Source organism: Halomonas sp. PGE1 (assembly GCF_013000985.1).
In the GTDB taxonomy this organism is placed as follows: domain Bacteria; phylum Pseudomonadota; class Gammaproteobacteria; order Pseudomonadales; family Halomonadaceae; genus Halomonas; species Halomonas alkalicola.
Genome location: NZ_CP053032.1, coordinates 1,710,614 through 1,725,085, shown reverse-complemented (window position 1 = coordinate 1,725,085; position 14,472 = coordinate 1,710,614). Strand labels below are relative to the sequence as shown.

Annotated in this window: 16 protein-coding genes; 4 read left to right on the top strand and 12 right to left on the bottom strand. The window is 68.0% G+C overall.

The genetic code is table 11. The features are described from left to right. Nucleotides 1-109 precede the first annotated feature (109 nt). The gene (locus HIR79_RS08130; RefSeq protein ID WP_169957942.1) at nt 110-1,528 is read left to right on the top strand and encodes a xanthine/uracil/vitamin C permease; all 1,419 of its coding nucleotides are present in this window, start codon (nt 110-112) and stop codon (nt 1,526-1,528) included. A 90-nt stretch (nt 1,529-1,618) separates the two neighbouring features. Here HIR79_RS08130 and HIR79_RS08125 read toward each other — a convergent pair whose 3' ends face one another. Further along, nucleotides 1,619-2,422 (bottom strand): glycerophosphoryl diester phosphodiesterase, encoded by an 804-nt coding sequence (locus HIR79_RS08125; RefSeq protein WP_249322285.1) that lies wholly within the window; start codon nt 2,420-2,422, stop codon nt 1,619-1,621. A gap of 185 nt (nt 2,423-2,607) precedes the next feature. Between HIR79_RS08125 and HIR79_RS08120 the strand changes: the two genes are divergently transcribed. Next, entirely contained in the window at nt 2,608-3,162 is a 555-nt protein-coding gene (locus HIR79_RS08120) for a hypothetical protein (RefSeq protein WP_169957941.1), read from the top strand. 114 nt (nt 3,163-3,276) lie between these two features. Next, complete coding sequence (locus HIR79_RS08115; RefSeq protein WP_169957940.1) at nt 3,277-4,254, top strand: NADPH:quinone reductase; 978 nt, start codon at nt 3,277-3,279, stop codon at nt 4,252-4,254. A 70-nt stretch (nt 4,255-4,324) separates the two neighbouring features. Here HIR79_RS08115 and HIR79_RS08110 read toward each other — a convergent pair whose 3' ends face one another. The 8 genes from HIR79_RS08110 to HIR79_RS08075 all read right to left on the bottom strand — a co-directional run bounded on the left by HIR79_RS08110 (nt 4,325) and on the right by HIR79_RS08075 (nt 9,928). Next, complete coding sequence (locus tag HIR79_RS08110; protein ID WP_169955843.1) at nt 4,325-4,555, bottom strand: hypothetical protein; 231 nt, start codon at nt 4,553-4,555, stop codon at nt 4,325-4,327. 47 nt (nt 4,556-4,602) lie between these two features. Further along, nucleotides 4,603-5,244 carry an urease accessory protein UreG gene (ureG, locus tag HIR79_RS08105; RefSeq protein ID WP_169957939.1) on the bottom strand — a complete coding sequence of 214 codons (642 nt, stop codon included), beginning with the start codon at nt 5,242-5,244 and terminating at the stop codon, nt 4,603-4,605. A gap of 41 nt (nt 5,245-5,285) precedes the next feature. Beyond that, nucleotides 5,286-6,008: an urease accessory protein UreF gene (locus HIR79_RS08100; protein WP_249322326.1), complete on the bottom strand. Its 723-nt coding sequence runs from the start codon at nt 6,006-6,008 to the stop codon at nt 5,286-5,288. Next, nucleotides 5,998-6,522, bottom strand: coding sequence for an urease accessory protein UreE (gene ureE / locus HIR79_RS08095; protein ID WP_169957937.1), 525 nt, complete (start codon nt 6,520-6,522; stop codon nt 5,998-6,000). The genes HIR79_RS08100 and ureE overlap by 11 nt, the downstream gene beginning before the upstream one ends. A 9-nt stretch (nt 6,523-6,531) precedes the next feature. After that, nucleotides 6,532-8,235: an urease subunit alpha gene (ureC, locus tag HIR79_RS08090; RefSeq protein ID WP_169957936.1), complete on the bottom strand. Its 1,704-nt coding sequence runs from the start codon at nt 8,233-8,235 to the stop codon at nt 6,532-6,534. Next, nucleotides 8,232-8,552: an urease subunit beta gene (locus tag HIR79_RS08085; protein ID WP_169957935.1), complete on the bottom strand. Its 321-nt coding sequence runs from the start codon at nt 8,550-8,552 to the stop codon at nt 8,232-8,234. Before HIR79_RS08085 ends, ureC begins: the two co-directional genes overlap by 4 nt. 157 nt (nt 8,553-8,709) lie before the next feature. Continuing rightward, entirely contained in the window at nt 8,710-9,012 is a 303-nt protein-coding gene (locus tag HIR79_RS08080; RefSeq protein WP_110068086.1) for an urease subunit gamma, read from the bottom strand. 25 nt (nt 9,013-9,037) lie between these two features. Next, the gene (locus HIR79_RS08075; protein ID WP_169957934.1) at nt 9,038-9,928 is read right to left on the bottom strand and encodes an urease accessory protein UreD; all 891 of its coding nucleotides are present in this window, start codon (nt 9,926-9,928) and stop codon (nt 9,038-9,040) included. Between the two features lie 407 nt (nt 9,929-10,335). Here HIR79_RS08075 and HIR79_RS08070 point away from each other — a divergent pair, with 407 nt between their 5' ends. Beyond that, a complete protein-coding gene (locus tag HIR79_RS08070) occupies nt 10,336-11,376 on the top strand; it encodes an IS110 family RNA-guided transposase (protein WP_169957516.1) in 1,041 nt (346 codons plus the stop codon). Between the two features lie 392 nt (nt 11,377-11,768). On the opposite strand, the gene urtE is transcribed toward HIR79_RS08070, so the two are convergent. Genes urtE through urtC form a run of 3 tightly spaced genes read right to left on the bottom strand, consistent with a single transcriptional unit; the run spans nt 11,769 to nt 14,469 of the window. Beyond that, nucleotides 11,769-12,467, bottom strand: coding sequence for an urea ABC transporter ATP-binding subunit UrtE (gene urtE / locus HIR79_RS08065; protein WP_169957933.1), 699 nt, complete (start codon nt 12,465-12,467; stop codon nt 11,769-11,771). Then, nucleotides 12,467-13,306 (bottom strand): urea ABC transporter ATP-binding protein UrtD, encoded by an 840-nt coding sequence (gene urtD, locus HIR79_RS08060; protein WP_169957932.1) that lies wholly within the window; start codon nt 13,304-13,306, stop codon nt 12,467-12,469. The genes urtE and urtD overlap by 1 nt, the downstream gene beginning before the upstream one ends. Then, nucleotides 13,303-14,469: an urea ABC transporter permease subunit UrtC gene (urtC, locus tag HIR79_RS08055; protein WP_169957931.1), complete on the bottom strand. Its 1,167-nt coding sequence runs from the start codon at nt 14,467-14,469 to the stop codon at nt 13,303-13,305. Before urtC ends, urtD begins: the two co-directional genes overlap by 4 nt. Between the last annotated feature and the right edge of the window lie 3 nt (nt 14,470-14,472).

Sequence of the window (14,472 nt, the reverse complement as noted above, 5' to 3'; positions counted from 1 at the left end):
AGGTCGAATGTTCCCCCCCGGCGGCGCCGAGTACAAACGCCTCAGCCAAGAACAACAACAGCAAAGCGAGGAATGCCCATGAACAACCAGAACCGCTGAGGTTAACGACGTGCTACTGAAACGTAAGTATGGTGAGGAACAACCCTACTGGCCGGTGGGACCCTTCAAGGTTCGCCTCCCCTTCATCCACTTCCCCTGGGCCATCCCGGAGACCATCCAGGCGCTGGTGATGTTCGTCATCTCCCTGGGCATGATCCCGCTGCTGGAACAGTACCTCGGCATCCCCTACGAGGTGGCACTGGCCTTCGTGGTGGTCTGCGGCATCGGCTTCATCCTGCCGCCGCTGCTCGGGATTCCCTTTATCGCCGGCTGGATCACCCCGGCCATTCCGGTCGTACTCCTGTTCATCGGCCAGTACGAGCCGGGCCCGGACGCCCTCAAGGCGATGATCGCCCTGCAGCTGATGGTCACCGCCATCTTCCTGTTCATGGCCGTCACCCGTCTGGGCACCAAGCTGGTCAACAATGTCCCCGACTCCATCAAGGCGGGCATCCTGCTGGGCGCCGGCATCGCCGCCATCAGCGGCGAGATCAGCGTGGGTGGGCGTCTCTACAATACTCCGATCTCGCTCGGCATCGGCGGCCTGATCACCCTCTACGTGCTCTTCTCGCTCTCCTTCCGCGACCTGGCCGAGAAGTACCGCTGGGCCCGCAACATCGTCGCCTACGGCATGGTGCCGGGCATGCTGATCACCATGGCCATCGGCTGGGGCGTGGGCGAGTACCCGCTGCCGACGGTGGAGTGGGGCATCGCCATCCCCGACTTCGGTGGCATCTGGGCCTACCTGCCCTTCTCCATCGGCGCGCCGGGCATCGAGCTGATGATCGCCGCCATCCCCACCGCCATCATCGCCTACATCATCGCCTTCGGTGACATCATCGTCGGCCAGACCCTGATCAAGCGCGTCGACCACCTGCGCCCCGACGAGAAGATCGAGGTGGACGTGGATCGCGTGCACCTGATCACCGGACTGCGCAACCTGATGCACTCCCTGCTGGCCCCCTATCCGGGCCTGGCCGGCCCGCTCTTCACCGGCGCCATGGCGACGGTCACCGAGCGCTACCGCTACGGCCGCAAGGCGATGGAGACCATCTATTCCGGCACCGCGGTGTTCTGGATCGTCGGCTTCTTCGCCCTCTTCCTGCTGCCGCTGGTCACCGCCTTCCGTCCGGTGCTGCCGATCGCCCTCTCCATCACCCTGCTGATCACCGGCTACCTGTGCATCGCGGTCGCCGTGGAGCAGATCAAGAACGCCACCGCCATGGGCGTGGCGGGCATCATGGGCGTGGTCCTGGCCACCCACGGCGCCGCCTGGGGCCTGGGCATCGGCCTGATCCTCTACTTCCTGATCGAGCACCGCGCCCGCAGCGTGCGCGCCGTCGAGGACGAGGAGCCGATCCACGTCGAGGATGACATGGTGGTGGAACAGGATGATGGCCGCGAGGAGATCTCCCCGGCCACCCGCTGAGCCAGGTGCCACCGGATGACCACATCCGGACCAACCGCAAGGGGCCGCTCCATCGGAGCGGCCCCTTGCGTTGCCATGCGGGCTGGCCGGTCACTCCCGGTCGGGCAGGTGCCCCGCAAAGCGGGCGGGATCGTCGCTGATCACGCTGGTCACGCCCCACGCCCACTGGTGGGCGAAGGCCGCCGGATCGTTGGCGGTGTAGCAGAGCAGCGGGTAGCCGGCCTCCCGCACGGCCCTGGCACCGCGCCCACTCAGGCGCGTCCAGTCGGCATGCACGCTGAAGGCGTCCAGCGCCTCGCAGCGCTGCCGCCAGTCGTCGGGAATCCCCTCGAACAGCACGCCCAGGGCCAGCCGGGCAGCGGGGGCCAGGTCCCGGGCGCAGGCCAGCGCCTCGCCACTGAAGGAGGAGACGATCAGTCGCTCGGGCGGCAGGACATCCAGGGCCGCGGGGACCGCCTCCTCGACCAGGGCCGCGGCGCTGCGGCCGCGGTTCACCTTGAGCTCCAGATTGAGGCCGAGCCCCAGGGCATCGACGAGGGCGAGCATCTCCGAGAGGGTCGCCATGCGCTCACCGCGGAACTCGTCGCCGAACCAGCCGCCCACGTCCAGCCGACGAGCCCGGGGCAGGTCCAGGTCCGCCAGGCGGGCGCGGCCATCGGAGCAGCGCTTGACCGTGGCGTCATGCCAGACCACCGGCGTGCCGTCGCCCAGCAGCTGGACGTCGAGCTCCACCCAGGTACAGCCCGCCCGGTGGGCGGCGCGCACCGCGGAGAGGGTATTCTCGGGGGCCCGAGCCGACAGGCCGCGGTGGGCGATCAGGCGTGGCAGGCTGATCGCGGGATGGGACGTGGCGGAATGAGGCATGAGGGGATGGGGCGTTGTGGGATAGTTCATGGGGCCTCTCGCGTCCTTGAGGGGGCCGGCCACCACGAGCGGATGGCAGCGGCGACCGGCAATGGAAGCCAGCATAGCGAGATGCAGGAGCCAGGCACAGCCCCTGCGCGGAGGGATGGCGGCCGAGCATGGGCGGGCAGATATGGTAGGCTTCGCGCCAACCCGTCATGGAGTGGAGAATCCGGATGAAAGTGGTGAGTCTCGAGCCCGGCGCCAGGCGCGATGCCTGCCTGGCGCGGCTGTGCGCGGCGGTCCACGGCACCCAGGCCGGCCTGGCGCCCCTGGTGGCCTTCAGCGGCACCCGTCACCTGCTGTTTCCCGCCGAGGCGGCACGGCTCTGGGCGCTGCTGGACAACAAGGGTCGGCCCCTGGCGCTGGCCCTGCTGGTCATGGACGAGAGCGGCGAGGGCATGGCCGTGACCCTCGCCGCCACCCTCGAGGAGAGCCGCGAGCCGCTGAGGCGCCTGCTTCGCGACCTGGCCCTCAACGCCCCTCTCTCGGTCACGCCCGGCGAGACCCTGGACGAGGCCTTCCTCGAGGCGTGCGGCATCACCCGCTGGGTGAAGAACGCCCAGGGGGAGCGGGTCGGGCTCGCCTTCCAGCACCCCGCCGCCCTCTCCGGCCGGCTCTGTGCGCCGCTCGCCTTCGACGAGTCGGCGGTGCTGCGTCGCTTCAAGCAGGAGCGCACCTTCTTCGAGGCGGAGAAACAGGCCTTCGTCGAGGGGCTCGCCGACGCCTGAGCCTGCCGTTGGCGCTGCCGACTTGACCGGACACGTGAACGGCGTTTGGATATTGTCCCTATCCCGACGGTCTCTCATCCCGTACAGCATTCTGCAAAACAAGGACTTACCGACATGGCCAAGCGTATCCAGTTTGCCCGCACCGGCGGCTCCGAGGTGCTCGAACTCGTCGATGTCTCCCCCGCCGAGCCCGGCCCCGGCGAGGTGCGAATCGCCAACCGCGCCATCGGCCTCAACTTCATCGACATCTACTTCCGCACCGGTCTCTACCCCGCCCCGTCGCTGCCCTCCGGGCTCGGCACCGAGGGCGCCGGCGTGGTCGATGCGGTGGGTGAAGGGGTCAGCCACCTCGCGCCCGGCGACCGCGTCGCCTACGCCCAGGGCCCGCTCGGCGCCTACGCCGAGCTGCATACCCTGCCCGCCGACAAGGTGGTCAAGCTGCCCGACACCATCGACTTCGAGACCGCCGCGGCCAGCATGCTCAAGGGGCTGACGGTGCAGTACCTGATGCGCCAGACCTTTGCGCTCAAGGGCGGCGAGACCATCCTGTGGCACGCCGCGGCCGGCGGCGTTGGCTCCATCGCCTGTCAGTGGGCACGGGCGCTCGGCGTGAAGCTGATCGGCACCGTCAGCTCGCCGGAGAAGGCGGCCCTGGCCGAGAAGAACGGCGCCTGGGCCACCATCGACTACACCAGGGAGAACGTGGTCGAGCGCGTGCGCGAACTCACCGACGGCGCCATGTGCGACGTGGTCTACGACTCGGTGGGCAAGGACACCTGGGAAACGTCCCTCGACTGCCTCAAGCCGCGCTCGCTGATGGTCAGCTTCGGCAACGCCTCCGGCGCGGTCGACGGGGTCAACCTGGGCATCCTCAACCAGAAGGGGTCGCAGTTCGTCACCCGTCCCAGCCTCAACGGCTATGCCGACACCCCCGAGCGTCTGCAGATGATGGCCGACGAGCTCTTCGCCATGCTCGAAAGCGGCAAGCTCAAGGTCGATATCTCCCACCGCTACCCGCTGGCCGAGGCCGGCAAGGCCCAGGATGCCCTGCAGGGCCGCCAGACTACTGGCTCCACCATCCTGCTGCCCTGATCACCACCCTGCCCCCCATGCAGAACGCCCGGCCACTGGCCGGGCGTTCTGCTTGTGGCGACGCCGACATTCAGCGCTGACGCTGCAGCCGTCGCTGGCGAAGGACACGCCGCAGCAGCAGGGCCAGCCCGGTCACGCCCAGCACGGCGAAGGCGCCCGCCAGCAGCAGCAGCGGATGGCCGGTATGCGCATGGACATCGGGGGCGCCGTGGCCCGGGTGGGCCAGGGCGGAGCCGGCCACAAGCATCAGGCCGGTGGCCGCGGCGGCCCGTTTCGAGAGAGACATCGAGAGTAAGGTCATGGTGGCGATCTCCTTGCCAGGGTGTCGAGTCGGTATGGGGGAGTGAATCAGGCGGTAGCGCCGGCATCGGCCGACGGCCGTCGTTCCGGCAGCATGCCGCGCTCGAGGATGAACTGGATGATGGTCTCGAGGCCCACGCCGTCGTAGAGGTTGGTGAAAACGAAGGGGCGCTCGCCACGCATCATCTTCGAGTCGCGCTCCATCACCTCGAGCGATGCATGCACCTGCTCGGCGATATCGATCTTGTTGATGATCAACAGGTCAGACTTGGTGATGCCGGGGCCGCCCTTGCGGGGGATCTTGTCGCCGGCGGAGACGTCGATCACGTAGAGGGTGAGGTCGGAGAGCTCGGGGCTGAAGGTGGCCGAGAGGTTGTCGCCGCCGGACTCCACCAGCACCAGCTCAAGGCCAGGGTGGCGCCCCTGGAGCTCGTCGATGGCGGCGAGGTTCATGGAGGCGTCCTCGCGGATGGCGGTGTGGGGGCAGCCGCCGGTCTCCACGCCGAGGATGCGATCCGCGGCGAGCGCCTCGTGGCGCAGCAGGAAGTCGGCGTCCTCCCGGGTGTAGATGTCGTTGGTGACCACGGCGATATCGTAGTGGTCGCGCAGGGCCAGGCAGAGCTGCTTGAGCAGCGCCGTCTTGCCGGAGCCCACCGGGCCGCCGACGCCAACGCGTAAACAATGGGTCATGGTCGTCTCTCCTGGTTGTGCATCGTCAGCTTCTGGTCACATCAGCTTCTGAACAGTCGCGAATACTGGGTCTCGTGCAGGGCGCTGGCCAGGGCGAGGCCGGGCAGCGCCGGGCCGAGTTCGTCATCGGGCAGCGCCAGGGCCTCGTCCACCGCGGCGACCAGGGCCGGACGCAGCCGTTCCACGATTCGCTGGGCGGCGGTGTGGCCCAGGGGCAGCGCCTTGCAGGCCACCGCCAGCTGGTTCTCCAGCCAGGCCCAGGCGAAGCCAAGCAGCGCCTGGCGCACCGGTATGCCGCGCACCCGGGCCGCCCAGGCAAACAGCGTCACATAGCCCGCTCCTTCCGGGAGCTCGGGCCCATGACTTGAAACATCAGGGGGCAGCAGCGCCAGGCTGCCCAGCAGCCGCTTGAGCGAGGCCCCGAGCCGCGCATCCTCGGCGGCGAGCTCCGCGGTCTCGCGGTTGGCGGCAAGCCACTGGTCCCACTCGGCCACCGCCTCGCCGTCGCCTTCCGACCAGGCGGCATGCAGGCGCGAAAGTGCCGGCAGGTCGCAGCGAGTCAGGCCATCCTCGAGCACCCCTTCGAGCCAGTCGCCGAGGCTCGCCTCGTCGGTCACCCAGCCCAGCTCGAAGGCACTCTCGAGCCCCTGGGAGAAGGCGAAGGCGCCGATGGGCAGCGCCGGGCTGACCCACTGCAGCAGCCCGAGCAGGGCCAGGTCGTCGCCCGGCGCCCTCTCCACCGGCGCCTCGGGCTCAGTGAGCATGGGGGTGGCCATGGTCGTGCTCATGGTCGTGGTCGTGCCCGTGCGAGTGGCTGTGTGAGTGGCCGTGCCCGCCCAGCTGCTGGTAGGCGCCGGGCTCCGGGTCGAAGGGGGCCCGGTGGTGCTCGAGCGTGGCGCCGAGCAGCGCCGCCAGCTCCTCCAGCACATGGTCCGGCGGAAAGCGTACGTATCCCCCCTTCTCGTCCTCGCCCAGCGCCAGCTGCACATGGCGGTTGCCCAGGTGGTAGGCGAGCCGCGCCAGGGGCAGGCCGGCGGCGATGCGGGCGGTGACCACCGGCTCGTCGGCGGCGCGGATGCGCACCACCTCGCCGCCCTCGGCGCGCAGCCCCTCGCCGTCGCGCAGCACCGGCCCGCGGTCGAGAAAGAGGCCGAGGTCGCGGCCGGCGTCGCTAGTCGCCTTGAGGCGGCCGCGAATACGCAGCTCATAGGGCAGCGTCAGGGTATCGCGGGCCTGGTCCGCCCCGATGGGGCCCAGGCGTTCGGTCATTTTCAGCATCTCGGGCTCCTAGAACAGGTGGTAGCGCTGGGCCAGCGGCAGCTCGGTGGCGGGCTCGCAGGTCAGAAGCTCCCCGTCGCAGCGCACCTCGTAGGTCTGGGGGTCTACTGTCAGCTCGGGGCAGGCGTCGTTGAGTTTCATATCCCCTTTCCTGACGCCGCGCACGTTACGGCACGCCACCAGCCGGCTGGCGAGGCCCAGCCGCTCCTGGATCCCCGCGTCCAGGGCCGCCTGGCTGACGAAGCTGACCCGGGTCTCGCTTGCCGCCCGCCCCAGGGCGCCGAACATCGGCCGGTAGTGGACCGGCTGGGGCGTAGGGATTGAGGCGTTGGGGTCGCCCATGGGCGCCATGGCGATCATGCCGCCCTTGAGGATCAGCGCCGGCTTGACGCCGAAGAATGCCGGGCTCCAGAGCACCAGGTCGGCCAGCTTGCCCACCTCGACGGAGCCCACCTCGTGGCCGATACCGTGGGTGATCGCCGGGTTGATGGTGTACTTGGCGATATAGCGCCGGGCGCGGAAGTTGTCGGCGCCGAGCGCCTCGTCCTCGGGCAAGAGGCCCCGCTGCACCTTCATCTTGTGGGCGGTCTGCCAGGTGCGGCACACCACCTCCCCCACCCGGCCCATGGCCTGGGAGTCGGAGGAGATCATCGAGATCACGCCGAGATCCTGGAGGATGTCCTCGGCGGCGATGGTCTCGCGGCGGATGCGCGAATCGGCGAAGGCCACGTCCTCGGGGATGTTGGGGTCCAGGTGGTGGCACACCATCAGCATGTCGAGATGCTCGTCGATGGTGTTGACCGTGTAGGGCCGGGTCGGGTTGGTGGAGGACGGCAGCACGTAGGGCTTGGCGCAGGCGGTGAGGATGTCCGGCGCGTGGCCGCCCCCGGCCCCCTCGGTGTGGTAGGTGTGGATGCCGCGCTCCTTGAACGCCGCCAGGGTGTCCTCCACGAAGCCCGACTCGTTGAGGGTGTCGGTGTGGATGGCTATCTGGACGTCATAACGCTCGGCCACCGAGAGGCAGGTATCGATCGACGCCGGGGTGGTGCCCCAGTCCTCGTGGAGCTTGAGGCCCATGGCCCCGGCTTCGAGCTGCGCCGCCAGCCCCTCCGGCAGGCTGGCATTGCCCTTGCCCAACAGGCCGATGTTCATGGGCAGTCCATCCACCGCCTGGAGCATGCGGCCGATATGCCATTCCCCCGGGGTGCAGGTGGTGGCCTTGGAGCCAGTGGCGGGCCCGGTGCCGCCGCCCAGCATGGTGGTGATGCCGCTGGCCAGCGCCTCCTCCACCTGCTGGGGGCAGATAAAGTGGATATGGGCGTCGATGCCGCCGGCGGTGAGGATCATGCCTTCGCCGGCAATCACCTCGGTGCCGGGGCCGATCACGATCTCCACGCCCGGCTGGGTATCGGGATTGCCCGCCTTGCCGATGGCGGCGATGCGGCCATTTTGCAGCCCCACATCCGCCTTGACGATGCCCCACCAGTCGAGGATCAGGGCGTTGGTGATCACGGTGTCCATCACGCTGTCGTCATGGCGCTGGCTCTGGCCCATGCCGTCGCGGATCACCTTGCCGCCGCCGAACTTCACCTCCTCGCCGTAGTGGGTGGCGTCGCGCTCCACCTCGATCCACAGCTCGGTGTCGCCCAGGCGCACCCGGTCGCCCACCGTAGGGCCGTACATATCGGCGTAGGCCTGTCTCGAGATCTTCATGATTTGCCTCCTTCCAGCGCGCCCATTACGTCGCCGCGGAAGCCGTAGATATGGCGCGTGCCGGCAAAGGGAATCAGGGTCACCTCCCGGGTCTGGCCCGGCTCGAAGCGAATCGCGGTGCCGGCGGCCACGTCGAGGCGATGGCCGCGGGTCTTGTCGCGGTCGAAGACCAGCGCCGGGTTGGCCTCGGCGAAGTGGTAGTGGGAGCCGATCTGGATCGGCCGGTCGCCGGTGTTGGCCACCTCGACGGTGATCCGTTCGCGCCCCTCGCAGAGCGCGATCTCGCCGTCCTTCAGCTGATATTCGCCAGGAATCATAAGCGCCTTACCTTTCGTTAATGGCTGCTGCTGCACAGCTAAAACTGAGCGAACGAAGGCCAGGCAAGGCGGCGAGCGGCAAAAAAGCGGAGTTTACTTTAGTAAATGAGCAATTTTTGTCGCGAAGCCAACACAGCATGGCCGAGTGCAGCCAGTTTTAGACGATTGGGGTGTGGACGGTGACCAACTTCGTGCCATCCGGGAAGGTAGCCTCCACCTGCACCTCGTGGACCATCTCGGCCACCCCCTCCATGACGTCGTCGCGGCCGAGGATCTCGCGGCCGGCGCTCATCAGGTCGGCCACGCTGCGGCCATCCCGGGCGCCCTCCATGATCTCGAAGCTGATCAGCGCCACCGCCTCGGGGTAGTTGAGCTTCAGGCCGCGGGCGCGGCGGCGCTCGGCCAGCTGAGCGGCCAGAAAGAGCATCAGCTTGTCCTTGTCGCGGGGAGTCAGTTCCATGGCGTCGTCTCGTTGGTGAAGGGAATCAGGTCAGCCAGATGCGCGGAATCTGGGCCTCGAGGCCCAGCAGCCGCGGGCGCAGCACGCGCCAGGCGGCCTCGCAGAGCGCCCAGGCCTCGCGGCGCTCATCGCCCAGGTAGCGCAGCAGCAGCACGCCGTGGCGCAGGGTCACCGCCCAGCGCGGCGAGGCGGGAAGCGCGTCGCGCAGCGCCTCGATGGCCTCGGGTTCGTCGTCGAGGCCCACCGCCCAGAGGGTCGCCTGGACGCTGGCGCCCCCCTGCCCCCAGCGCCCCGTGAAGCGCGGGTGGGTGGGGTCCAGCGGCTGGCGCTCCAGCCACAGGGGCCTGCCGTCGCGGGTGAGGCGAAAGCGCTGTTCGAGGCGCCCCGAGCGATAGGGCAGCGCGCTTGCCGGGCGCCCCAGGGCCAGCACCTCCCATCCCAGGCAACGGGCGGTGCCGGAAAGGTCGATCCGGGTGCTCTGCTCCCCCCGGGAGCCGTCGAAGGCGATGGTTTCCTGGGGCAGCCACTCCAGGCTGCCGCCGTCGTCGACCGCGAGGTGGGTGGCCTGGCGCCAGGCCACCCCGTGGCTGTCGGCGCGATAGAGCTTGTTGGCCGCAGGCGTGGTGAGCAGCGCCTGGGCGCCCGCCTCGACCCGCGCCGAGATCGTCAGCGCATCGCCGCTGACCAGCCCCCCCGGCGGGTGCAGCAGGTAGAGGTGGCAGACGCCCGCAGGCCCCTCCGGATAGAAGGGGCGCTGCACCCGCAGCGGCCCGCAATGGCGCGCCCGGGTCAGCCGCGTCGCCCCGCCCCGCGCGGCGAAACGCAACTCAAGCGTCGCCTCCCAGCGCCGCCCGGCATCGAAGCGGTGGCCGGATGCCGGCGGCGGGGGGGCAAGGGTAGGCTCGAAGGCAGTCATGGGCGGCTCGTGCGGTGGCATCTCTGACCAGTCTTCAGCAAGGGGCGTACCAGAATGGGGAGGGGGAGTTATTTCCCTTATCATTCATAAAGTTGAGATGAATGCCGGTGCCAGGCCGACGGCATGCACGCCCCCTCGCGGTGCATCAACGGAGGCCGCCGCGCACCTTGCAGGTGCAGGCGCACGGGCGGGCAGGCCAAAAAGGTGCAAGACTCTCTCGATTTCGACAGCCGGGCTGCCGCAGTGACGCATAACGAGGGGCGCTGGGGGCAAGCCGAAGAGGAGGTCCTATGCCAGGGATGGCATCGGTAGCAATGGGATGGAGTCCTCCCCACCCTATATCGGCGTCATTGCGCCACACTGGTGGGCAGGAACACCAACCAGCCTGAGGGTGAGGAGAACTCGTCATGAACATTACCCGTGTCGGCGTCGATATCGCAAAGTCTGTTTTTCATGTCCACGGCGTCGATCGCCATGATCAGGTGCAGTGGCAAGGTAAGTACACCCGCGAAAAATGGCTGGATGAGGTCAGCAAGCGGGTGCCGGCGGGAGCCGAAATCGGCATGGAAGCCTGTGCCTCGTCTCACTACTGGGCGCGGGCCTTGCAGGAGCGAGGCTATCGCGTCAAGTTGATCGCCGCACAGTTCGTGACGCCCTACGTGAAGAGCAACAAGAATGACCGGGTCGACGCCGAAGCGATCTGTGAAGCCATGGGGCGGCCCAGCATGCGCTTCGTGGCCGTCAAGAGCGTCGCTCAGCAGGATACCCAGGCGGCACACCGCATTCGTGAAGAGCTGGTACGGCAGCGCACGGCCAAGGCCAATCAGATACGTGGGCTGGTGGGGGAGTATGGCCTGGTCGCTCCGGTGGGTATCGGTCAGTTGCGTGCCGCCCTGCCTCGCTGGCTGGAAGAGGCAGACAACGGGCTGACGGATGCCTTTCGTGTCCTGCTTGCCGGCCTTGCCGAGGATCTGCGACACCTGGATGAGCGCATCGCGACGGTCACGGCGAGCCTCGAGCGACAGGCCAAGGCAGACCCCGTGGCCAAGCGGCTGATGACGCTGCAGGGTATCGGTCCACTGACCGCCACCGCGCTGGCCGGCGCCCTCGGCGATGGCAAGAGCTTTCGGCGCGGGCGAGATTTTGCCGCCTCGCTCGGCTTGACGCCTCGACAACACAGCACCGGGGGGCGAGACCGCCTGCTGGGCATCAGCAAACGCGGCGACAGTTACCTGCGCAAGCTACTGGTGCATGGTGCGCGATCGGTGCTCCGGCATGTGGGTACCAAGGACGACGGCCTGAGCCAGTGGGTCAGGCACCTGGCCGAGCACAAACATGCCAATGTGGCGGTCGTCGCACTGGCCAACAAGACGGCACGTATCGCCTGGGCGGTAACCCGCCATGAGAGCGCCTATGATGCGTCGCTGGCGTCCCGGCTTTCGGCATGAAAAACCATTGGATTTAGCACGTTAATATAATATTGAGCACCGTCCACCACGATTGCTGAGCATGCTGCAGGATGGCGAACAGGTCGAACCGACGTCAGACAACCCCTTCTGGACGCTGAGCCTTTTGAGCTCGAGGTAGCGATTGGGAGCTGACGTGCGGATAGCCCATCAAGGTCCGATGTTCATGAGAGCATCATTACTGAGACCGGATATACGTGTGCAGTCGTACCTACCGACCATCGTGCCTCGTGCTTGCAAACGGGGAGGACTCCATATACGTACAGGGATGTATTCAGAGCGCCTCCGGAAGGCCGGCCCCGCTCGAAGGCTTGCCGACAGGTCAGCCCCGAGTGATATAAGCCAGCTGTAACCGCCCGTCGTCGCTTCCGACCTTAGACGGTGAGGTGCTCCCTGATCAGCGCATCCGAGAGCTCGCCGATGGCCCCCTTGGCCACCGGCCGGCCGCGGTCCATGATCACGAAGCGGTCGGCGTACTTGCGGGCGAAGGGCAGCTTCTGCTCCACCAGCAGCACGGTGAGGCCGTCTTCCGCGATCAGCCTGCGGATCACCTCGCCGATCAGGGTGACGATATTGGGCTGGATGCCCTCCCCCGGCTCGTCGAGGATCAGCAGCCGCGGCTCGAGCACCAGCGCCCGGCCGATGGCCAGCTGCTGCTGCTGGCCACCGGAGAGGTCGCCGCCGCGACGGTGCTTCATCTCCCGAAGCACCGGGAAGAGCTCGTAGATGCGCTCGGGAATCGTCCTGCGGCCGTCGCCCCGGGCGGCGAGCCCGGTGCGCAGGTTCTCTTCCACGGTGAGCAGCGGGAAGATCTGGCGGCCCTGGGGCACGTAGCCGATGCCGAGCCGCGAGCGCTCCTCGACGCGCCGCCGGGTCAGCTCCACGTCGTCGGCGTAGCGGAGGCTGCCGGAGGCCACCCTTACCTCGCCCATGATCGACTTCATCAGGGTGGTCTTGCCCACCCCGTTGCGGCCCATCACGCAGGTGCACTCCCCCGCCGGCACCTCGAGGTCGAGATCCCAGAGGGTGTGGCTCTCGCCGTAGTACTGGTTGAGCTTGTCGATCCTGAGCATCACGCCATCTCCTCGTCGGCCTCGGCCCCCAGGTAGACCTCGATCACCCTGGGGTCGCTGGCCACCTGGTCCATGGTCCCCTCGGCCAGCACGCTGCCCTGGTGGAGCACCGTCACCTGGCGGGCGATGGAGCGCACGAAGCCCATATCGTGCTCCACCACCACCACCGACTGCTTGCCGGCAAGCCCGGTCAGCAGCTCCGCGGTGCGCTCCATCTCCTGCTCGGTCATGCCGGCCACCGGTTCGTCCACCAGCAGCAGGCGCGGCCGCTGCATCAGCAGCATGCCGATCTCCAGCCACTGCTTCTGGCCGTGGGAGAGGATGCCCGCCGGCCGGTCACGCAGCGCGGTGAGGCCGATGGTGTCGAGCCCCTCCTCGATGCGGTCGCGCACCTCGCCGCTCATCCGTGCGGTCAGGGTCGGCAGGATGCGCTTGTCGGCGGCCATGGCCAGCTCCAGGTTCTCGAACACGCTGAGCGCCTCGAAGACCGTAGGCTTCTGGAACTTGCGGCCGATGCCGAGACTGGCGATCTCCGGCTCGTTCATCGTCAGCAGGTCGTGGCGGCTGCCGAACCACACCGAGCCGGTGTCGGGACGGGTCTTGCCGGTGATGATGTCCATCATGGTCGTCTTGCCGGCGCCGTTGGGGCCGATGATGCAGCGCAGCTCGCCGTCGTCGATGGTCAGGTTGAGGTTGTCGATGGCCTTGAAGCCATCGAAGCTCACCGTGACGTCTTCCAGGTAGAGGATCGGGCCGTGGCGCACGTCTACCGGCGAGGCGGCGGGCACCAGGAAATCGAAGACGCGATCGCGGTCGGCCAGGGATCTCAGGAAACTCATGGGGTCACCTCCGAGCCGGTGGCTCCGTCTTGATTGCCGGACGCGCCGTGGTCACCGCCCCGTCGGCGACGCTTCAGGCGATAGGCAAGGAGCCCCGCCACGCCCTTGGGCAGGAAGACCGTGACCAGCACGAAGAGCCCGCCGAGGGCGAAGAGCCAGGCGTCGGGCATGGCGCCGGTGAAGTAGGTCTTGGCGTAGTTGACCAGTATTGCGCCGATCACCGCCCCGTAGAGGGTCGCCCGGCCACCGAGCGCCACCCAGAGCACGATCTCGATGGAGAAGAGCGGCGAGAACTCGCTGGGGTTGATGATCCCCACCTGGGGCACGTAGAGGGCGCCGGCGAGCCCCGCCAGCATCGCCGAGACCACGAAGACGAAGAGCTGGAAGCGCTCCACCCGGTAGCCGAGAAAGCGCGTGCGCGCCTCGGCGTCACGGGTGGCCACGCAGACCCGGCCGAGCTTGCTTCCCACGATGGCCCGGCACACGACGTAGCCCAGGGCGAGGGCCACGCCGCTGGCCAGGAAGAGCCCGAGGCGGGTCTCATTGCTTCTCAGGTTGAAGCCCAGGATCTCGCGGAAGTCGGTCAGGCCGTCGCTGCCGCCGAAGCCCATCTCGTTGCGGAAGAAGGCCAGCATCAGGGCGAAGGTAAGCGCCTGGGTGATGATGGAGAGATAGACCCCCGTGACCCGGGAGCGGAAAGCGAGGAAGCCGAACACCAGCGCCAGGGCGCCGGGCACCAGCAGCACCATCAGGAAGGCGAACCAAGCCATGTCGAATCCGAGCCAGTACCAGGGCAGGTTCTCCCAGCTCAGAAACACCATGAAGTCCGGCAGCACGGGATCGCCATACACCCCGCGGTCACCGATCTGGCGCATCAGGTACATGCCCATGGCGTAGCCGCCCAGCGCGAAGAAGGCGCCGTGGCCGAGGCTCAGGATGCCCAGATAGCCCCACACCAGGTCCACGGCGACGGCGAGCAGCGCATAGCTGAGGTACTTGCCGAAGAGGTTGACGGTATAGGCGTTGACGTAAAGCGGATGGCCCTGGGGCACGGCCAGGTGCAGCAGCGTCACCAGGGTCATGGCCGCCAGCAGCACGCCGAGAAAGAGCTGCGTCGAGCGCTCGGCGAAGGGGCGCGTCAGCCAGAAGTGTGTGGAATGCATCGG